The organism is Streptomyces sp. NPDC107559 (assembly GCF_055657365.1).
Genome location: NZ_JBVKBD010000034.1, coordinates 1 through 18699, shown reverse-complemented (window position 1 = coordinate 18699; position 18699 = coordinate 1). Strand labels below are relative to the sequence as shown.

General features: G+C 70.6%; 18 protein-coding genes. 1 reads left to right on the top strand and 17 read right to left on the bottom strand.

Annotated features, from left to right (window positions below; all coding sequences use genetic code 11):
* Window positions 1–44 precede the first annotated feature (44 nt).
* From ACZ7OY_RS43230 to ACZ7OY_RS43180, 11 genes are all read right to left on the bottom strand, one after another.
* Window positions 45–1595: a long-chain-fatty-acid--CoA ligase gene (locus tag ACZ7OY_RS43230; protein WP_472250983.1), complete on the bottom strand. Its 1551-nt coding sequence runs from the start codon at window positions 1593–1595 to the stop codon at window positions 45–47.
* Between the two features lie 236 nt (window positions 1596–1831).
* On the bottom strand, window positions 1832–2596 hold the full coding sequence (gene fabG / locus ACZ7OY_RS43225) for a 3-oxoacyl-ACP reductase FabG (RefSeq protein ID WP_472250982.1): 765 nt from the start codon (window positions 2594–2596) through the stop codon (window positions 1832–1834).
* Window positions 2597–2645: 49 nt separating this feature from the next.
* Window positions 2646–3104 (bottom strand): MaoC family dehydratase, encoded by a 459-nt coding sequence (locus tag ACZ7OY_RS43220; RefSeq protein ID WP_472250981.1) that lies wholly within the window; start codon window positions 3102–3104, stop codon window positions 2646–2648.
* A gap of 39 nt (window positions 3105–3143) precedes the next feature.
* Window positions 3144–4052, bottom strand: a complete 909-nt coding sequence (locus tag ACZ7OY_RS43215; RefSeq protein WP_472250980.1) for an HTD2 family dehydratase — start codon at window positions 4050–4052, stop codon at window positions 3144–3146.
* Window positions 4049–5215: a thiolase gene (locus ACZ7OY_RS43210; protein WP_472250979.1), complete on the bottom strand. Its 1167-nt coding sequence runs from the start codon at window positions 5213–5215 to the stop codon at window positions 4049–4051. Before ACZ7OY_RS43210 ends, ACZ7OY_RS43215 begins: the two co-directional genes overlap by 4 nt.
* Window positions 5212–5580 (bottom strand): Zn-ribbon domain-containing OB-fold protein, encoded by a 369-nt coding sequence (locus ACZ7OY_RS43205; RefSeq protein ID WP_472250978.1) that lies wholly within the window; start codon window positions 5578–5580, stop codon window positions 5212–5214. Before ACZ7OY_RS43205 ends, ACZ7OY_RS43210 begins: the two co-directional genes overlap by 4 nt.
* Window positions 5577–6755 carry an acyl-CoA dehydrogenase family protein gene (locus ACZ7OY_RS43200; protein ID WP_472250977.1) on the bottom strand — a complete coding sequence of 393 codons (1179 nt, stop codon included), beginning with the start codon at window positions 6753–6755 and terminating at the stop codon, window positions 5577–5579. The genes ACZ7OY_RS43205 and ACZ7OY_RS43200 overlap by 4 nt, the downstream gene beginning before the upstream one ends.
* A gap of 9 nt (window positions 6756–6764) precedes the next feature.
* Window positions 6765–7919: an acyl-CoA dehydrogenase family protein gene (locus ACZ7OY_RS43195; RefSeq protein WP_472250976.1), complete on the bottom strand. Its 1155-nt coding sequence runs from the start codon at window positions 7917–7919 to the stop codon at window positions 6765–6767.
* Window positions 7920–7947: 28 nt separating this feature from the next.
* Window positions 7948–9108, bottom strand: a complete 1161-nt coding sequence (locus ACZ7OY_RS43190) for a thiolase family protein (RefSeq protein ID WP_472250975.1) — start codon at window positions 9106–9108, stop codon at window positions 7948–7950.
* 34 nt (window positions 9109–9142) lie between these two features.
* Window positions 9143–9901, bottom strand: coding sequence for a 3-hydroxyacyl-CoA dehydrogenase (locus ACZ7OY_RS43185; RefSeq protein WP_472250974.1), 759 nt, complete (start codon window positions 9899–9901; stop codon window positions 9143–9145).
* Between the two features lie 41 nt (window positions 9902–9942).
* Window positions 9943–11100: an acyl-CoA dehydrogenase family protein gene (locus ACZ7OY_RS43180; protein WP_472250973.1), complete on the bottom strand. Its 1158-nt coding sequence runs from the start codon at window positions 11098–11100 to the stop codon at window positions 9943–9945.
* Between the two features lie 186 nt (window positions 11101–11286).
* On the opposite strand from ACZ7OY_RS43180, the gene ACZ7OY_RS43175 reads away from it, so the two are divergent.
* On the top strand, window positions 11287–12135 hold the full coding sequence (locus ACZ7OY_RS43175) for an SDR family oxidoreductase (protein ID WP_472250972.1): 849 nt from the start codon (window positions 11287–11289) through the stop codon (window positions 12133–12135).
* A gap of 82 nt (window positions 12136–12217) precedes the next feature.
* On the opposite strand, the gene ACZ7OY_RS43170 is transcribed toward ACZ7OY_RS43175, so the two are convergent.
* The 6 genes from ACZ7OY_RS43170 to ACZ7OY_RS43145 are packed head-to-tail and all read right to left on the bottom strand — an operon-like array spanning window position 12218 to window position 17960.
* On the bottom strand, window positions 12218–13108 hold the full coding sequence (locus ACZ7OY_RS43170; RefSeq protein WP_472250971.1) for an acyl-CoA thioesterase: 891 nt from the start codon (window positions 13106–13108) through the stop codon (window positions 12218–12220).
* Window positions 13105–13950 carry an HpcH/HpaI aldolase/citrate lyase family protein gene (locus tag ACZ7OY_RS43165; RefSeq protein ID WP_472251010.1) on the bottom strand — a complete coding sequence of 282 codons (846 nt, stop codon included), beginning with the start codon at window positions 13948–13950 and terminating at the stop codon, window positions 13105–13107. The genes ACZ7OY_RS43170 and ACZ7OY_RS43165 overlap by 4 nt, the downstream gene beginning before the upstream one ends.
* Window positions 13951–13967: 17 nt before the next feature.
* Window positions 13968–14354 (bottom strand): Zn-ribbon domain-containing OB-fold protein, encoded by a 387-nt coding sequence (locus tag ACZ7OY_RS43160; RefSeq protein WP_472250970.1) that lies wholly within the window; start codon window positions 14352–14354, stop codon window positions 13968–13970.
* Between the two features lie 29 nt (window positions 14355–14383).
* Complete coding sequence (locus ACZ7OY_RS43155) at window positions 14384–16054, bottom strand: class I adenylate-forming enzyme family protein (RefSeq protein ID WP_472250969.1); 1671 nt, start codon at window positions 16052–16054, stop codon at window positions 14384–14386.
* Complete coding sequence (locus ACZ7OY_RS43150; RefSeq protein WP_472250968.1) at window positions 16051–17196, bottom strand: CaiB/BaiF CoA transferase family protein; 1146 nt, start codon at window positions 17194–17196, stop codon at window positions 16051–16053. The genes ACZ7OY_RS43155 and ACZ7OY_RS43150 overlap by 4 nt, the downstream gene beginning before the upstream one ends.
* A complete protein-coding gene (locus ACZ7OY_RS43145; protein ID WP_472250967.1) occupies window positions 17193–17960 on the bottom strand; it encodes a crotonase/enoyl-CoA hydratase family protein in 768 nt (255 codons plus the stop codon). The genes ACZ7OY_RS43150 and ACZ7OY_RS43145 overlap by 4 nt, the downstream gene beginning before the upstream one ends.
* Window positions 17961–18699 lie beyond the last annotated feature (739 nt).

The window sequence follows — 18699 nt, the reverse complement described above, 5'->3', positions numbered from 1 at the left end:
GGCGTCGCACGGTGCTGTGCGCGCCCCATCATCGCAGGGAGGCGTCAGACGTCCGGGCTCAGCTCCCTGCGCAGCACCCTCTTGAGGATCTTGCCGCTGGGGTTGCGCGGCAGCTCGTCCACGAAGTGCACGACGCGCGGCTTCTTGTAGGAGGCGACGCGTTCACGTGTGAAGGCGATAAGGTCGTCGGCGGTGACAGGGGCCGCCTCCGGGCGGAGCACGACGGCGGCGGTGACCGCCTCGCCCCACGTCTCGTCGGGCGTACCGAACACCGCGACGTCGAGGACGGCGGGGTGTTCGGCGAGCGCGGACTCCACCTCGATGGGGTACACGTTCTCGCCGCCGGTGATCACCATGTCCTTGATGCGGTCGGTGATGAAGAGGTAGCCGTCCTTGTCGAGGTAGCCGGCGTCACCGGTGCGCAGCCAGCCGTCGGCGGTGAACAGGGCGGCGTTCTCGTCGGGCCGCTGCCAGTAGCCGGGGGTGAGGTGGTGGGAGCGGGTGAGGATCTCGCCGACCACGCCCGGCGCCACCGTCTCGCCCGTCACCGGGTCGGCGATGGCGACCTCGACGTCGGGCCGGGTGTTGCCCGCCGAGCGCAGCAGCGCGGAGCGCGGCCCGTCCACGACGTGGTCCTCCGGGAGCAGGCGCGTGGCGGAGCCGGTCGTCTCGGTCTGCCCGTACTTCTGGTAGAAGCCGCAGCCGAAGGTGTCCATGGAGCGGCGCAGCAGAGCCGGGGTGATCGGGGAGGCGCCGTAGACGATGAGTTCGAGCGCGGAGAAGTCGCGTTCGCCCACGCCGGGCAGCTGGGTCAGCAGGTGGAGCACGGCGGGCACGAAGAACGCGTGGGTGACGTGGTGGCGCTCCATCTCCTCGATGACCTGCGCCGGGACCAGGTCGCGCAGCGCCACGGTGTGCGCGCCCGCGCTCAGCGCCGTGACCAGCCAGCCGGTGCCCGCGATGTGGAAGACGGGCATGGCGTTCAGGGCTACCGAGGACTGCTGCCAGCCCATCTCGCGGAGCTGGTGCTCCCCCGCGCTGACGTTGCCCAGGGTGAGCTGGACGCCCTTGGGCAGGCCCGTGGTGCCGGAGGTGTAGAGCTGGAGGAAGACGGCGTCGCCGTCCTGCCCGTGACCGGGGTCGTCCGCGCTCGCGTCGTCGAGCCAGCGTCCGTAGGTCCGCTCGTCTTGCTCCTCGCCCGCACCGGACTCGGCGACGAGGTCGATGCCGGGCAGGGCTGCACGTACGGCGCGGGCCTTGGGCAGGAACTCGGTTTCGGTGAGGACGACGCCCAGTCCGGCGTCGCGGGCGACGGCGATCAGCTCGGGCTCGGCTAGCCGCCAGTTCAGCGGCGTGGCCACGAGGCCTGCTTTGGCACAGGCCACCAGCAGCTCGGCGGCCATCAGGCCGGGGCGGACCAGGTAGCCGACGCGGGCGCCGGCGGGCAGCCCCAGCGCGAGCAGCGCCCGGGCGGCGCGGTTGCTGCGCGCATCGAGATCCGCGAAGGTGCGGGTCTCGGCGCCTTGGGTGATCGCCGGCGCGTGCGGGCGGCCGGCGGCGTGACGGCGTACGGCATCGGGCAGAAAGGGGCCCATGCGGGATTCCTCCATCGGCGTCGGCGACGAGGCCGGGTACGGAAGGGGCGGGAGTGCGGCCGTGAGCGGGCACTCCAGGAAGGGGGAGCGGATATGACCAGGTGGTCATATCCGCTGGGACGAGCATCGTCGGCGGGCCCGCCCCTGTCAATGCCTTGAACGAACGTTCAGAAGTACGACGGGAACGGCCACGGCGCAAAAGGACGCAGTGGCCGTTCCAGGAGCGTCCGCGCGCGTCAGGCGCGCGGTCCCCCTGCCACGTACAGCACCTGCCCGGAGACGAATCCGGCACCCTCGCCCGCGAAGAACGACACGGCGGCGGCGATGTCCTCCGGTGCGCCGACACGGGCGACCGGGATGTTCGACGCGGCCCGCGCCTTGAAGTCGTCGAAGGACATCCCGACGCGTTCGGCGGTCTTCGCGGTCATCTCGGTGGCGATGAAGCCGGGCGCGATGGCGTTGGCGGTGACGCCGAACTTGCCGAGCTCGATCGCGAGGGTCTTGGTGAAACCCTGGAGTCCGGCCTTGGCGGCGGAGTAGTTGACCTGGCCGCGGTTGCCGAGGGCCGCGGTGGAGGACAGATTGACGATGCGGCCCCATCGCGCCTCCGTCATGTACGCCTGGCACGCGCGGGACATCAGGAACGCGCCGCGCAGATGGACGCCGATGACGGAATCCCAGTCCTGCTCGGTCATCTTGAACAGGAGGTTGTCGCGGGTGATGCCGGCGTTGTTGACGAGGACGAGCGGCGCGCCCAGCTCGGCGGCCACCCGCTCGACGGCGGCCTTGACCTTGTCGGCGTCGGCGACGTCCACACCCACGGCCAAGGCACGGCCGCCGTCCTTCTCGATGGCGGCGACGGTGTCGGCACAGGCCGTCTCGTCGAGGTCCAGGACGGCGACGGCACAGCCGTCCTGCGCCAGGCGGCGGGCGGTGGCGGCGCCGATGCCCCGGGCGGCTCCGGTGACGATCGCGACCTTCTGGACAGCCTCGGAAGACATGATGCACTCCATTGTCGTGTGCGGGTGAGTTGTTGGTGTCGGTGCGCGGTCAGGCGTAGACGCGTACGACGGTCTCGGCCACGCAGGCGGGCTTGTCGGAGCCGTCGATCTCGATGGTGACCTTGTTGACCACCTGGTGGCCGCCGCCTGGCACCTCGTCGGCCGAGACGATGTCGATCGAGGCGCGCACGCGCGAGCCGGCCTTGACGGGGTTCATGAAGCGGACCTTGTTGAGCCCGTAGTTGACGCCCATCTTGACGCCCTCGATCTTGTAGACCCCCTGGGTGAGGACCGGGATGAGAGAGAGGGTGAGGTAGCCGTGCGCGATGGTCCCGCCGAAGGGGCCGTCCGCGGCGCGCGCCGGGTCGACGTGGATCCACTGGTGGTCGCCCGTGGCGTCGGCGAACGTGTCGATGCGGTCCTGCGCGACGGTCACCCAGTCGCTGACACCGACGTGGGTGCCGACCGCGGCGGCGAACTCGGCGGGAGAGGAGAAAACCTTGGGCATGGGGGGGGAACTCTTCTTTCTCTGAGGACTTTCGAACGTCTACGCCAGCGTCGCCGTGCCGGTGATGCCGGGCACGGCGCCCGTCAGGCCCGCGTCCAGTGCGACCACGTCGCCGTCACGCGTGCCGCGCACCTGCAGCTCGCGCGGCGCGAACAGCGGCGCCGTGGCGCGGAACGAGAAGGTGGTGACCGTGCGCTCCGGGGCATGGCGGCGCGGCAGTTCCAGCAGGGACAGGGCGAGCAGGGGGCCGTGCACGACGAGGTCGGGGTAGCCCTCGATGTCACGGGCGTAGTCGCGGTCGTAGTGGATGCGGTGGGCGTTGTAGGTGAGCGCGCTGAACCGGAACAGGAGCGACGGGTCGGGCCGCAGGCCGAACGACCATTCAGGGACGCTCTGCCGGTCGGCCTGCCGGACGGCCTGCCGATCAGCCTGCCGGTCGGACTGCCGGTCGGACTTCGACGTGACGGCACGGGCACCGCCGGGCTGCTTGTACACGATGTCCTGCTCCTCCACCGTGCGGACCTCGCCCTCGACGAGGAGGGTGTGCCGGACGGTCACCAGCAGCAGCAGTCCCGACCCTCCCTCGCGGACCCGCACGGACAGGACCTCCGAACGGCGCGTCACCAGGTCCCCGACGCGCAGCGGCGCGTGGAAGACGTACCGTCCGCCCCCGAACATGCGCCGGCGCTCGGGCAGCGGCGGCAGGAACAGTCCGTCCCGAGGGTGACCGTCCTCGCCGAGCTCTGCCTGAGCGGGCCTGTCGAGCAGGTACAGCCAGTGCCACAGAGGGGGCAGTGCGTCGCCGACTCCGGTGACTGCGGGAGGCTGGTCGAAGAGGCCGGACAACGCCTGGGCGGGCGCGGCCGTGAGGAACTCGGTGGTCTCCACGGGAGCGGGCCGCCATCCGGCCTCGATCCGGGCGAAGGTCTCGCGGACGTCGGCCGTCATCCGAGGGCCTCCGCCGTGCCGAGCAGCGCCGTGGCCTGGCTGGACAGGACACCGCCGTTGCCGTTGACGAGGGCGACGTTCGTGTTCGCCTGCTGGCGGGCGCCGCCCTCGCCGCGGAGCTGTCGCACGGCTTCGATGATCAGGAAGATCCCGTACATGCCGGGGTGGCAGTACGACAGGCCGCCGCCGTTGGTGTTCACGGGCAGCTCGCCGCCGGGCGCGATCCTCCCGCCCGACACGAAAGCCCCGCCCTCGCCCTTCTCGCAGAATCCCAGGTCCTCCAGGAACAGCAGGGTGTTGATGGTGAACGCGTCATACAGCTCGACGACGTCCACGTCGCTCGGCTTCAGTCCGGCCATCGCGAAGGCGCGGCGCCCCGAGTCGACCGCGGCGGTCGTCGTCAGGTCCGGCATCTGCGACATCGAGCGGTGCCAGGTGGCCTCGCCGCCGCCGAGGAAGTACGCCGGGGCGACCGGCAGGTCCCGGGCGCGCTCGGCACTGGTGAGGATGACCGCGCCGCCGCCGTCCGTGACGAGGCAGCAGTCCTTGGACGTCAGCGGGTAGCTGATCATCTGCGAGGACAGCACGTCCTCGACGGTCAGCGGGCCGCGTCCGTAGGTGAACGCCTTCGGGTTGAGCTGCGCCCAGTGCCGGGCGGCGACGGCGACATCGGCGAGCTGCTCGCGCGTCGTGCCGTACTCGTGCATGTGACGGGAGGCGGCGAGGGCGTACATGGAGACGGGGTAGCGCGGTCTGTAGGCCTCCTCCCACGGCAGCAGCTTCGTCGGCGAGACGAGCCGGCCGCCGTCGGAGCGCTGGGTGGAGCCGTACGCGATGAGGGCGGTGGTGCACAGGCCCGCCTCGATGGCCGTCGCGGCATGCAGCAGGTGAGCGACGAAGGAACTGCCGCCGACGTTCGTGGAATCGGCGTACACGGGCCGGATGCCCAGGTATTCGGCGACGTCGAGGGTCGGGAACGGGAGATACGACGACGCGCAGAAGAAGCCGTCGATGTCGGACTTCCTCAGGCCCGCATCCTTCAGCGCTCGGGCGGTGGCCTGGCCCATGAGGTCGAAGTGGGTGAGTCCGGGGGCGACCTGGCCGAGGTCGGACTCGGCGACTCCTACGACGGCGACCTTGCCCCGCAGATCGGTGCTGCTCATTCCTGGTCCTCCAGCGGTCGGAAGACGGCCAGCGGCGCGCCCTCCTCCTCGATCACGGCCAGTCCCACCCGCGCGCCGATCGCGACGTCCTCGGGCGCGATGTCCTCGACGCGGCTCATCATGCGGAACCCCTCGTCGAGGTCGACCAGGGCGACGTTGTACGGGTCGCTGCCGCGCGTGTGCAGGACGGTCGTCGCGTAGACGGTGCCGAGCCCCGAACTCGCTTGCCATTCAAGGGATTCGGCGCCGCAGCTCGGACACAGGACGCGCGGGTAGAAGACGGCGCTATCGCAGTCGCCGCAGCGCTGGAAGCGCAGCTCCCCGGCCGCGAGTCCTTCTTGGTACCCGGTCGACGGAGCGTTCATCGGCGGCCTCCGTCGTCGACGCGGTTGCGGGCGATGTGCTGCTTGGCGATGACGTTGCGCTGGATCTCGTTGGTACCTTCACCGACGATCATCAGCGGGGCGTCACGGAAGTAGCGTTCGACGTCGAACTCGGTGGAGTAGCCGTAACCGCCGTGCACGCGTACCGCGTTGAGGGCGATCTCCATGCACACCTCGGAAGCGAACAACTTCGCCATGCCGGCCTCCATGTCGGCCCGCTCCCCCGCGTCCACCCGGGCAGCGGCGTCCAGGGTGAGCAGGCGGGCGGCGCGCAGCTTGGTGGCGCCGTCGGCGAGGTAGTTGCCGATCGACTGGTGCTGCCAGATGGGCTGCCCGAAGGTATGGCGTTCCTGGGCGTAACGGGTGGCGTCGTCCAGAGCGGCCTGGGCGACACCGAGGGCGCGGGAGGCGACCTGGATGCGGCCGATCTCCAGGCCGCGCATCATCTGGGCGAACCCGGACCCGGAGGCTCCGCCGAGCACGGCCGACTCCGGCACCTTCACGTCGTCGAAGACCAACTCGCAGCTCTCGACGCCCTTGTAGCCGAGCTTGGGCAGGTCCTTGGAGACGACGTACCCGGCGTCCTTCTCCACCAGGAGGATGGAGAAGCCCTTGCCTTCCTTCGGCTCGGTCCGGCAGAGCAGGGCGATGAGACCGGCGCGGCGCGAGTTGGTGATCCAGGTCTTGGAGCCGTTGACGGTCCACGTGCCGTCCGCCAGGACGGCCTTGGTGCCCATGGCCTGGAGGTCGGAGCCGCCACCGGGCTCGGTGAGCGCCATGGTGGCGCGCAGCTCGCCGGTCGCCATGCGCGGAAGGTACGCGGCCCGCTGCTCGGGGGTGCCGAACGTGCGGATGAGGTAGGTGACCACGGAGTGGCCGCCCATCGACCCGGACAGCGACATCCAGCCGCGCGCCAGTTCCTGGGCCACGAGCGCGAAGCAGGCTGTCGACACGTCCACGCCGCCGTGCTCGGCGGGCGCGAGCAGACCGAACACACCGAGCTTCTTCATCTGCTCGACGAGCTTCTCCGGGTAGGTGTTGGAGTGCTCCAACTCCTGCACGACCGGCAGTACTTCGTTGTCGACGAAGTCGGCGACGACCTCGACGATGGCCCGCTCGTCCTCGGAGAGCTGGGCGATGAGGGGGATCTCGGTCATGGCCATCGGCTACTTCACACCTTTCTGGGCGTCCTTGAGGAGGGCGCGGCCGATGATCAGCTTCTGGATCTCGCTGGTGCCCTCGTAGATGCGGAACAGTCGCGCGTCGCGGTAGCAGCGCTCGACGACGGTTCCGCGCATGTAGCCCATGCCGCCGTGGATCTGCACGGCGAGATCGGCGGCCTTGGACACCATCTCGGAGCAGTACAGCTTGGTGGCGGAGGGCCTGAGCCTGCGGTCCTCACCGGAGTCGTACTTCTCGGCGGCGTCCAGGACCATCGCCCGGCCGGCCAGTACGCCGGTCTGGATCTCGGCGAGCATGGCCTGCACCAACTGGAACTCGCCGATGGGACGGCCTCCCTGCTTGCTGGAGGCGGCGTAGGCGACGGACTCCTCCAGGATCCGCTCGGCCATGCCGACGCACAGCGCGGCGATGTGGATGCGGCCGCGGATCAGGGACTTCATGGCGGCGCCGAACCCGGCGCCCTCCTCGCCTCCGACCAGTGATGCCTCGTCGACACGTACGTCGTCGAAGAACACCTCGGAGGTCCAGGCGCCGGCCTGACCGGTCTTGTGGTCCTTGGGGCCGACGGTGACACCCGGCAGCCCGGCCTCGACGAGGAACACCGAGATGCCCTTCGTCCCGTACGACTCCTCACCGGTCCGCGCGAAGACCACGAACAGGTCCGCGAGCGGCGCGTTGGTGATGAAGCGCTTCGAGCCGTTCAGCACGTACCCGTCGCCGTCGCGCACCGCGCGCGTGGTCAGACCGGACGGGTCGGATCCCGCCTCGGCCTCGGTGAGCGCGAACGACGCGACGGCGCCCTCGGCGAGCCGGGGCAGCCAGCGCCGCTGCTGCTGTTCCGTCCCGGCGTTGACGAGGACCTTGCCCGCGATGCCGTTGTTCGTGCCGAACATGGAGCGGAACGCGGGCGTGGTCCAGCCGAACTCGAAGGCCAGCTGCACGTCCTCGTGCAGGGAGGCCCCGAGCCCGCCGTGCTCCTCGGGCAGCGTGTACCCGAACAGACCCATGTCCGCCGCCTTGCGCCGGATGTCCTCCGGTATCGCGTCGGTCTCCTCGATCTCGTCCTCGCGCGGGACCACGTCCTCGCGCACGAGACGACGCACGGCGTCCCGTACCGCTTTGAAGTCGGCGGCGTCCATGGTGTCCTTGGTCCTTCCGTGAGGGGTGTCAGAGCAGTTCGAGGACGGTGGCGTTGGCCATGCCGCCGCCCTCGCACATCGACTGCAGGCCGTAGCGGATGCCGTTGTCCTTCATGTGGTGCACCAGCGTCGTCATCAGACGGGCGCCGGAACCGCCCAGCGGGTGCCCGAGCGCCATGGCGCCGCCGTTGGGGTTCATCCGCAGGTAGTCGGCACCGGTCTGCCGCTGCCAGGCCAGGGAGACGGAGGCGAAGGCTTCGTTGATCTCGTAGGCGCCGATCTCGTCCAGCGCCAGGCCCGAGCGCTCGAGTACCTTGGCCGTGGCGGGGATCGGACCCTTGAGCATGGTGATCGGGTCGACGCCGGTGACGACGCCGGTGTGGAAGCGGGCGATCGGCGACCAGCCGTTTCGCGCGGCGATCTCGGACGTGGTGACGAGCAGCGCGGCGGCGCCGTCGGAGATCTGCGAGGCGTTGCCCGCGGAGATGACGCCGTCCTGCTTGAACGGGGTCTTCAGGGCGGCGAGCTTCTCGGGCGTGGTACCCCGGCGTACGCCCTCGTCGGTGTCGAAGACGGTGCCGTCGGCGAGGGTGACCGGGGTGATCTGGCCCTTGAAGCGGCCCTCGTCGATGGCGCGGGCGGCGCGCTCGTGGGAGTCGGCGGCGTGCCGGTCGAGTTCGTCGCGGGTGAGTCCGAACTCCTCGGCGATCATCTCGGCGCCGACGCCCTGGTTGAACCTGTAGTGGTCGTAGCGCTCGCCGACCAGCGGCCCGTACGGGGCGCCGACCTGGCCGCCCGCGCGCGTCGACCCCATCGGGACGCGGGACATCGACTCGACGCCGCCCGCGACGGCGATGTCGTACTGCCCGGAGATGACTCCGGCGGCTGCCTGGTGCACGGCCTGCTGCGAGGAACCGCACTGCCGGTCGACGGTCAGACCGGGCACGGACTCGGGCCAGCCGGCCGCGAGCACCGAGTACCGGCCGACACCGCCGGCCTGCTCGCCGACCTGGGAGACACAGCCCCAGATCACGTCGTCGACGGTCACCGGGTCGAGGCCGGTGCGCTCGGCGAGGGCTTTGAGGACATGGGCGGAGAGGTCGACCGGGTGGATGCCGGACAGGGCGCCGCCCGGCTTTCCCTTGCCGACGGGAGTGCGTACGGCATCGACGATGACCGCGTCACGCATGCGGAACTCCTTTGATGAGTAAGGGGGTCGGGGTCTAGCGAGGAGCCATGCGGATCGCGCCGTCGAGGCGGATCGTCTCGCCGTTCAGCATCGGGTTGACGATGATCGACTCGGCGAGCAGCGCGTACTCGGCGGGCTGCCCGAGCCGCGAGGGGTGCGGCACCTGGGCGCCGAGCGAGTCCTTCGCCTCCTGCGGAAGACGGCCGAGCAGCGGCGTCTCGAACAGCCCGGGGGCGATGGTCATCACACGGATGTTCGTGCGGGACAGGTCGCGGGCGATCGGCAGGGTCATGCCGACGATGCCGCCCTTCGACGCGGAGTACGAGCACTGTCCGATCTGTCCGTCGAACGCGGCGACGGAGGCGGTGTTGACGATGACGCCGCGGTCGCCGTCGACGGGCTCGCTGTCGCCCATCGCCTGCGCGGCGAGGCGGATCACGTTGAAGGTGCCGATCAGGTTGACCTCGACCACCTTGCGGAACTTGTCCAGGTCGTACGGGCCCTCCTTGCCGACGGTGCGGCCCGCGCCGCCGATGCCCGCGCAGTTGACGGTGATCCGCAGCGGGGCGAGCGCGGTGGCCGCGGCGATGGCCGCGCTGACGTCGGTCTCACTGGTGACGTCACCGGGCGCGAAGGTCGCGCCCATCTCCTTGGCGACGGCGACGCCGTCGGACGTGGGCAGGTCGAAGATGACGACACGGGCGCCGGCCGCGGCCAGTCGCTCGGCGGTGGCACGGCCGAGACCGGAGGCGCCACCGGTGACCAGGGCGGAGGAGCGGGCGTCGATCTGCATGACAGATCCCTTCTGGGCGGGCTGGGTTCGGGGGCTGGGGCTCAGAGACCGAGCGACTTGGCGATGATCGTCTTCATGACTTCGCTGGTGCCGCCGTAGATCCTGGAGACGCGGGTGTCCGCGTACAGGCGGGCGATCGGGTACTCGGTGACGTAGCCGTAACCACCGTGCAGCTGGAGGCACTTGTCGATGACGCGGCCCGCGGCCTCGGTGCAGAACAGCTTCGCCTTCGCCGCGTCGGCCACCGACAGCTCACCGACGTCGTGCAGTTCGAGGGCCCGGTCGGCCATCAGCTGCGCGGCTTCGACCTCGGTGGCGCACTCGGCGAGGACGAACTTGGTGTTCTGGAAGTGGGCGACGGGCTTGCCGAAGACGGTGCGGTCCTTGACGTACTGGGTCGCGAACCGCAGCGCGGCCGCGGCCGTGGCGGCACCGCCGATGGCGATGGCGAGCCGCTCCTGTGCCAGGTTGTGGGAGAGGTACGTGAACCCCTTCCCCTCCTCACCGAGCAGGTTCGCCACCGGGACCTTCACATCCACGAAAGACAGTTCGGCGGTGTCGGACGCCTTCAGGCCGATCTTCTGGAGCTTGCGGCCCACCGAGAAACCCTCGCTCGCCGACTCCACGACGAGGATCGACAGACCCGCGCGCCGGTCGGCCGGGTCGAAGACCGCCGTGCGGGCGACGACGAGGACCAGGTCGGCGAGCGCCCCGCCGGTGATGAACGTCTTGGCGCCGTTGAGCACGTAGTGCGTGCCGTCCGCGGACAGCTCGGCCTTGGTCTGGATGTTGGCGAGGTCGGAGCCCGTGCCCGGCTCCGTCATCGCGATGGCCGTCATCAGGTCACCGGTGACGAACCCGGGCAGCCAGCGCTCCTTCTGCTCCTGCGTGGCGTACGCCATCAGGTACGGCAGGATCAGATTGGAGTGCACCGAGTAGTTGCCGAACGAGACACCGGCCCGCGAGGTCTCCTCCGCGGCGATGGCGGAGAACTTGAAGCTGGACTCCCCCGCTCCGCCGAATTCCTCGGGCACCTGGATGCCGAGCAGGCCCAGCTCACCGAGCTTGCGGTAGAAGTCGCGCGGCGGGTGACCGGCCTCCTCCCACTCGTGGTGGACCGGGACGACCTCCTTGGCGATGAAATCCCGCAGCGTCTGGCGGAACGCCTCGTGGTCCTCGTTGAACAGCGTGCGGCGCACGGCGACCTCTCCTCCTGTGATCCACGGCGCCCGGTCGGATGTGGCGTGCGCCGTAGACGTTTCGTTCGAACGATCGTTAAGTTATGCCTGTGCGGCAGAACCTGTCCAGGGAGACGACGACGAGGTGACCTGCTTCACGCCCCGCGCCGCATCCTGCGGCCGCCCCGCCCCAGAGAGGACCCTCCGATGACCTCGTCCACCTCAGGACGCCTCCCACTGACCGGCCGCACGCTCCTGATGTCCGGCGGCAGCCGCGGCATCGGCCTGGCCCTCGCCCTGCGCGCCGCCCGCGACGGCGCCAACGTCGCGCTGCTCGCCAAGACGGACACCCCGCACCCCCGGCTCCCCGGAACCGTGCACACGGCCGCGGCCGAGATCGAGAAGGCGGGCGGCAAGGCGCTGCCGATCGTCGGGGACGTACGGGACGAGGACGACGTACGGCAGGCCGTGTCGGCGACCGTCGAACGGTTCGGCGGCATCGACATCGTGGTGAACAACGCCTCGGCCATCACCCTGCAGAACCCGGGCGAACTCCCCCTCAAGCGCTACGACCTCATGATGGACGTGAACGTGCGCGGCACGTTCCTGCTGAGCTCCCTCGCCCTCCCGCACCTGCTCGCCTCCGGCCACGCGCACGTCCTGACGCTGTCGCCGCCGCTGAACCCCGAGCGGCGCTGGCTGCGCGACCACGCGCCCTACACCGTGAGCAAGTACGGCATGACGATGCTCACCCTCGGCATCGCCGAACAGCATCGCGGCGCACGTCTGTCCGCGAACTGTCTGTGGCCGGCGACCACCGTCGCGACGGCCGCCACCGCCAATCTCCGCGGAGCCGACGAGGCGGCGCGGGTCAGCCGGACCCCGCAGATCATGGCGGACGCCGCCTACGCCGTGCTGATCCGCCCGGCGGGCGACACGAGCGGGCACTGCCTGATCGACGAGGAGGTGCTGCGCGAGGAGGGCGTCACCGACTTCGAGGCGTACCGCGCGGACCCGGACAGTGACGCGGCACTGCGGACCGACATCTTCCTCTGACGCGCCTGCCGCCCCGGCACCAAGAAACCCCTGCCCCACGGAGGTCATCTCGTGGAGCAGGGGTTTCTCGGGTCCGGGCCGCTCAGCGCACGCGCAGCAGCGCCTCCTGCGCGACCGAGGCGACCAGGTCGCCGTCGCGCGTCCAGAACTCTCCGTGTGCCATGGTGCGCCCGTCCCCGGCGACCGTGCTGCGGCACGCGTACAGGAGCCATCGGTCGGGGCGGACCGGCCGGTGGAACCACATCGCGTGGTCGAGTGAGGCGAGGGCGACGCCCGCGGGGCGGGGCTCGCCGTAGGGCACCAGGGCCGTCGGGGCGAGCGGGGCGTCGGAGATGTAGGCCAGGACGCAGGCGTGCAGGGCCGGGTCGTCGGGGAGCGTCCCGACGGTGCGTATCCAGGCGTAGCGGTCGATACGCCCGGTTCCGGGGTGCGGGGCCTCCCGGGGCACCTCCCGGTACTCCAGGGCAGTGCGCAGCGGATGGTCCGTCGGCCGGAAGGCCCAGCCGTCACCGAGCCGCCCCGGATCCGGCACGTCCGGCATGTCCGGCTGCCGCCAGCTCCCGTCTCCCTGGGTCGATTTGAAGGACACGCTCATGGTGAGCGCCTCTTTGCCGTCCTGGACGGCGGTGGTCTGCCGCATGGAGTAGCTGCGGCCGTCGCGCACCACGTCGGTGGCGTAGCGCACGGGCCGCTGAGGCGACAGAGCCCGCAGGAAGTACGCGTGCAGCGAGTGCGCGGCACGGTCGTCGTCGACGGTGCGGTAGGCGGCCGCGAGCGCCTGGGCGAGGGCGGCGCCGCCATAGCTGCGGGAGGGAGCACGACCGGAGTGGCAGTACCCCTCGACGATGCCGTCGTCCGCCCCTTCCACCTCCTGCACGGAGATGTGCTCGCCTTTGCCCAGGGGACCGGGGCAGAGGGAATCGGCTTCCTCCTCGTCCAGCGCTTCCGGCTCGCTGCCCACGGTCCCGCTCATCCGTCCATCACTCCCAAGGTCCGCAAGGCCCGCAGGTAGACGGGCCGGTCCACCATCATTCCGGCCACGGTCACCACTCCTGCGCCGGCCTCCTCGAACGCGTCGCGCACGCTGCGCGCCCAGACCAGCTCGGCGTCGCCGGGCGCGAACACGTGATGGGCGGCGTCCACCTGCCCGGGGTGGATGCAGAACTTCCCGGTGAAGCCCACGCTCCGCGCCGACTCGGCCTGTGCCTTGAAGAGTTCGATGTCGCGGAAGTCGGCCTCCGGTCCGTCGATCGCACCGATCCCGGCGGCCGCCGCGGCGTTGGCGACACGGGCTCGGGCGTACGTCAGCTCCCGCCCGTCGCGGGTACGGGGCACGCCGAGGGAGGCGGTGTAGTCCTCGGATCCGAGCGAGATGCCGTCGAGCCGGGGCGACGCGCGGCAGATCCGCTCGACGTCGGCGAGACCGGCCGCCGACTCGATCCACGCCATGAGCCGCACCGAGCCGGCGTCCAGGGCGCGTACCGATTCCAGATAGTCCAGGTAGTGGCCCACCCGGACGAGCGTCTCGGCGTCGTCGACCTTGGGCAGATGCAGTCCGTGCAGGCCCGGAACCACCACCGCGTCCAGGTCCGCCTCCAGGAGCCCGGAGTCGAGCGCGTTGGGACGCACCCACAACATCCGCCCCCGCGACGGGAAATCGGCGAGACTGCCGGCGACGAGATGTCGTGCGGTCGCCTTGTCGGCCGCTGCGACCGAGTCCTCCAGGTCGAACGCGATACCGTCCGCGGGCACGTCCCGTGCCTTTGCGAGGAACCGCTCGCTACTGCCCGGGACGGACAACAAGGACCGCGGCACGCGCCGCACGAGCCCATTCACCAGCGTTCCCTCCTCACGGGATCGAGACGGAAGACGGGGATGCCGTCGGGTGCGACCTCGACGGCCGACACCAACGCCCCGAACGGGGGGACCCCGCAGGCGGAGATCCCCTCGACGAGACAGCGCATGCGCACGCCGTCCGTCAGTTCCACGACGGCGACCATCCGCGGCCGCTGCCCCTTGCGTCGCACCTCGACGACGCTGGAGACCGTGCCGTGACCGGGGCTGCGCGACCAGCGCAGTTCGGTGGACGAGCAGGTGGGACAGAGCAGCACGGTGCGGAAGACGACCGTCGAACACCAGGTGCAGCGCTGATAGCGCAGCTCCGTGACGGTCGCCGGCGGGCCCATTCTCTGCTCGTGCTCGACGGTTCGCACGTACATGGTGGTACAGCCTTTCTCGAAGCCGCGCGTCACGCGTGACGCAGTCTCAGCTCCGTCTTGAGAACCTTGCCCGCCGTGGAGAGCGGCAGGGCGTCGAGGAAGTGGATCTCGCGCACCCGCTGGTAGGGGGCGACTCGCGAGGCCACGAACTCCATGAGTTGCGCGGCGAGCTGAGGACCTGCCTCGTACCCGGGCCGGGTGACGACGTACGCGACCGGGATCTCGCCGGCTTCGGCGTCCGGCGCACCGATGACGCTCGCTCCTTCGACGGCCGGGTGTTCGTGGAGCAGATCCTCAAGGGGTGTCGGGTACACGTTGTACCCCTTGTAGATCAGCATGTCCTTGGCCCGGCCGACCAGGTGGAGCCAGCCCTCCTCGTCCAGGCGTCCCAGGTCGCCGGTGCGCAGCCAGCCGTCCTGGTACTGCTCGTCGGTCAGGTCCTGGTGCCCTTGGTAGCCATCGGTGATCTGCGGGCCACGTGCCCACACCTCGCCGGTCCCGCCCGTGGGTACGACGGGACCGCAGCCCAGCTCCCTGATCTCGATGTCGGTGTCGAAGAGCGGCGCGCCGACACTGCCGGCCGGCACGGGGCTGTCGCGCAGCATCGGATGGGTGGTGAGGGCCATGGTGGCCTCGGTCAGCCCGTATCCCTCGACGATGCACGCGGCGGGGAACAGCTCGCCGAGCCGGTGCAGGGCATGGCTGTCGATGGGCGCCGCTCCGGAATTGACGATCTGGACCGAGGTCAGATCGGCGTCCTCGATGCCGGGCAGCGCGAGCAGGGCGTGGAACAGGGCGGGCGAACCCGGGATCATGTTCACCCGGTGCTGCTCGATGAGCCGGACGAACCGCTGCGGCTCGAACCGCCCCGCCAGGACGACGCTCGTCCCCGTGACCATGCTCACGGACTGGCTGATGAGACCCATGGCGTGGAACATCGGCGCGAGCGCGACGCCGGTCGACGAGCCGACCTTGATCGTGTACGGGGTCTGCGCCTCCGGAATCTGCTCCAGGTGCACGCGCCCCTCTTCGTCGACGACGGGCCGGGCGGCGCCCCGCCAGCAGGCCATCTGCAGAACGTTGGCGACGACGTTGCGGTGCAGCACCCGCACCGCCTTGGAGCGGCCCGTGGTTCCGCCGGTGAAGGAGAGGTGGGCCAGGTCGTCGCCGGACAGGGCGACGGGCGTCCGCGGCCCGGAGGCCAGCAGCGCCTCCAGACGGATGCCGCTCGGGTCGACGCCCTCCGGGGCCGGCGCCGCCTGCGTCGGCGGGACCAGGACGACCAGCCGGATGCCCGGCACTTCGGCTTCTTCCAGGACGGCGCGGGTCTGGGGGTGCGTGAACACGGCCACCGCGCCCGCTTCTTGGAGCTGGTCGCGCAGCGCTTTGGGGGGCAGGGCCGGGTTGACCGGCGTCACGACCGCGCCCGCCAGCAGTACGCCGTAGTACGTCACCGTGAACCATGCGGAGTTGGGCTGGTGGAGTGCGACGGTCTCGCCGGGCCGCACGCCCCGCTCCCGCAGTCCGGCCGCGACGCGAGAAGCCTGGTCGTACAGCTCCTGGTAGGTGAGGGTGAGTTCGCCGTCCCTCAGCGCGATCCGGTCGGCGTACCTGCGGGCCGAACCGGCGAGCAGGTCACCGACGGACGCGTGCGGGTAGGTGAGACTCTCGGGCATTCCTTCGGGCACGTACCGCTTCATCCGACGATCCCCTTCTCACGCAGTGTGTCGACCTCGTCATCGGTGAAACCGGCCACGGCCGTGAGCACGTCGGCCGTGTGTGCCCCGATGACGGGAGCGGGGACCGGCTCGTCGGCGGGGGTGGCGCTGAACCTGGGAGCGGGCGCGGGTTCGTGTCCGCCGTGGACGCCACGGCGGTGGGTGCCACGGGCGGTGTTGTGCGGATGCTCGGCGGCTTCGGTGAGCGACAGCACAGGGGTGACGCACGCGCCCTTCCCCTCGAAGGCGACACTCCAGTCGTCCCGCGTACGCGAGGCGAACGCCTCCTCCAGCACGGTCTTCATGACCGGCCAGTTCGCGCGGTCCCGCTGCCGCGCGAACCGTTCGTCGTCCCGGAGTCCGAGAACGTCCAGCAGCGCGGCGTAGAACTGCGGTTCGATCGCGCCGACCGCGACGTGTCCGCCGTCCGCGCACCGGTAGACGGCGTAGAAGGGCGCACCCCCGTCCAGGAGGTTCACCCCGGGCCTGTCCTCCCAGGCACCCTGTGCCAGGAAGCCGTACGTCATGGCGAGCAGCAGGGCGGTGCCGTCGGTCATGGCCGCGTCGACGACCTGGCCCTCGCCCGTCGTGCGCGCGTGCAGGAGCGCGCTGAGGAGCCCGAGGGCGAGCAGCATGCCGCCGCCGCCGAAGTCGCCGACGAGGTTGACCGGCGGAACAGGGTCGCCGCCTGCGGGTGCGATGGCGTGCAACGCGCCTGCCAGGGCGATGTAGTTGATGTCATGGCCGGGTTCCTGCGCGAGCGGCCCGTCCTGGCCCCAACCCGTCATCCGTCCGTAGACGAGCTTCGGGTTGGCGGCGAGGCACACATCGGGCCCGAGGCCGAGACGCTCCACGGCGCCGGGTCTGAACCCTTCGATGACGGCGTCGGCGCCCGCGATCACCCTCCGTACGGCTTCGGCACCCTCGGGATGCTTGAGGTCGACGGCGATGGAGGTGCGGCTGCGGTGGAGGACGGGATGCCGGGTCGCCCGGCCGGCCTCGGCGGGGCGGTCGACCCGGATCACCTCGGCGCCGAGGTCGGCGAGCAGCATCCCGCAGAACGGTCCGGGGCCGAGTCCGCCCAGTTCGACGACGCGCACTCCGGCCAGCGGTCCGGCGCTCACCGTCCGGTCCAGCGCGGCGCGCGCTTCTCCGCGAACGCGCGGGGACCTTCCTTGGCGTCGTCGGAGCCGAACACCGGGGTGGTGATCTCCCGCATGCGCGTCCACTCCTCGTCGGCCTCCCAGCCGCGGGCCTCGGTGAGGATCTGCTTGGTGGCGCGTACGGCGAGAGGGCCGTTGGCCGCGACGGCTCGCGCCAGCTCGAGTGCCTCGTGCAGAGCACGGCCGGGCTCGGTGAGCCGGTTGACGAGCCCGAAGCCGTGGGCACGGCCCGCGTCGAGGAAGTCGCCGGTCAGGGCGATCTCCATGGCGATCTGCTGCGGGATGCGGCGCGGCAGGCGCAGCAGTCCGCCCGCGGCGGCCACGAGACCGCGCTTGACCTCGGGTATCCCAAAACGCGCGTCGGCGCCGGCGACGACCATGTCGCAGGCGAGCACGATCTCGCATCCGCCGGCCAGGGCGTACCCCTCGACCGCGGCGATCATCGGCTTGCGGGGCGGCGCCTCCGTGATCCCCGCGAGCCCGCGCCCCTCGACGACCGGCCGCTCCCCGGCGAGAAACGCCTTGAGGTCCATGCCCGAGCAGAACGTGCCACCGGCTCCGGTGATGACACCGACGGCCTGGTCGTCCCTGCGGTCGAGCTCGTCGAGCGCGGCGGCGACGCCTTCGGCGACGGCACGGTTCACCGCGTTGCGGGCCTCGGGGCGGTTGAGGGTGATGACGGTGATCCCGTCGTCGCGGAATTCGGCAAGTACTGCGTCGGACATGCGTGGCTCCCAGCTCTGATCACCAATGACGATCACCGTCTTTGTCGAACATTCGTTAAGTTACGAGGTGGCGGCGCCCCTGTCCACCCTCCGCCCGCTGTGATCCGCCGCGCATCCGGACGCGGGCGATCAGGTGCAGCGGGCCACAGGCCGACCTTGCCGGTTCAGCTCGACCGATCGAGCCCTGGCGGGGCGAATGCGCTGCCGCCTCAGCACAGGATTTCGGGGGACATGATCACCGACTCCGGCCAGCCGAAGTCGCAACGGCCGGGTGAGAGACACCGGTACCGGTTGCTGCCTGAATGACAGGACCGGCGGGGTCGGCTCTTTTCCTCGCGACCCCGCACGGCAGCCGGCCCTTGATGCCGCCCCGTTGGCCGTGACGTCCCCGTGGCGTGGGTCGATGGTCACCCCGCCCGTCTTCGGGCACTGCCGAGACACACCGCGCAGAGGCGGGCCAGTGGCAGACATCGCCGGCGAGCCGGTCCGAATTCGGCAGCGAGCACGGCGGGAGCCGATCGACCGACAACGAAACTTCGACACCAACTCCACCATGCCGCACCTTCGCCGAGCGCCCATGCCCGGCGAAGGTGGCCGCAGGGCACAGTACGCATGCGTGTGCCCCGTATGGATCCTGGGAGAGGTCAGCCCTTGCGGGTCTTGACCTCGTCGGTGAGCTGGGGGACGACGTCGAAGAGGTCGCCGACGACGCCGTAGTCGACCAGGTCGAAGATCGGGG

Excerpts from the sequence above, each read along its gene's own strand:
- ACZ7OY_RS43220 (WP_472250981.1), bottom strand. The coding sequence starts at position 3,104 with ATGCCCAAGGTTTTCTCCTCTCCCGCCGAGTTCGCCGCCGCGGTCGGC.
- ACZ7OY_RS43190 (WP_472250975.1), bottom strand. The coding sequence starts at position 9,108 with ATGCGTGACGCGGTCATCGTCGATGCCGTACGCACTCCCGTCGGCAAG.
- ACZ7OY_RS43215 (WP_472250980.1), bottom strand. The coding sequence starts at position 4,052 with ATGACGGCCGACGTCCGCGAGACCTTCGCCCGGATCGAGGCCGGATGG.
- ACZ7OY_RS43155 (WP_472250969.1), bottom strand. The coding sequence starts at position 16,054 with ATGAAGCGGTACGTGCCCGAAGGAATGCCCGAGAGTCTCACCTACCCG.
- ACZ7OY_RS43160 (WP_472250970.1), bottom strand. The coding sequence starts at position 14,354 with ATGTACGTGCGAACCGTCGAGCACGAGCAGAGAATGGGCCCGCCGGCG.
- ACZ7OY_RS43205 (WP_472250978.1), bottom strand. The coding sequence starts at position 5,580 with ATGAACGCTCCGTCGACCGGGTACCAAGAAGGACTCGCGGCCGGGGAG.
- ACZ7OY_RS43145 (WP_472250967.1), bottom strand. The coding sequence starts at position 17,960 with ATGTCCGACGCAGTACTTGCCGAATTCCGCGACGACGGGATCACCGTC.
- ACZ7OY_RS43185 (WP_472250974.1), bottom strand. The coding sequence starts at position 9,901 with ATGCAGATCGACGCCCGCTCCTCCGCCCTGGTCACCGGTGGCGCCTCC.
- ACZ7OY_RS43195 (WP_472250976.1), bottom strand. The coding sequence starts at position 7,919 with ATGGACGCCGCCGACTTCAAAGCGGTACGGGACGCCGTGCGTCGTCTC.
- ACZ7OY_RS43170 (WP_472250971.1), bottom strand. The coding sequence starts at position 13,108 with ATGAGCGGGACCGTGGGCAGCGAGCCGGAAGCGCTGGACGAGGAGGAA.
- fabG (WP_472250982.1), bottom strand. The coding sequence starts at position 2,596 with ATGTCTTCCGAGGCTGTCCAGAAGGTCGCGATCGTCACCGGAGCCGCC.
- ACZ7OY_RS43210 (WP_472250979.1), bottom strand. The coding sequence starts at position 5,215 with ATGAGCAGCACCGATCTGCGGGGCAAGGTCGCCGTCGTAGGAGTCGCC.
- ACZ7OY_RS43230 (WP_472250983.1), bottom strand. The coding sequence starts at position 1,595 with ATGGGCCCCTTTCTGCCCGATGCCGTACGCCGTCACGCCGCCGGCCGC.
- ACZ7OY_RS43200 (WP_472250977.1), bottom strand. The coding sequence starts at position 6,755 with ATGACCGAGATCCCCCTCATCGCCCAGCTCTCCGAGGACGAGCGGGCC.
- ACZ7OY_RS43175 (WP_472250972.1), top strand. The coding sequence starts at position 11,287 with ATGACCTCGTCCACCTCAGGACGCCTCCCACTGACCGGCCGCACGCTC.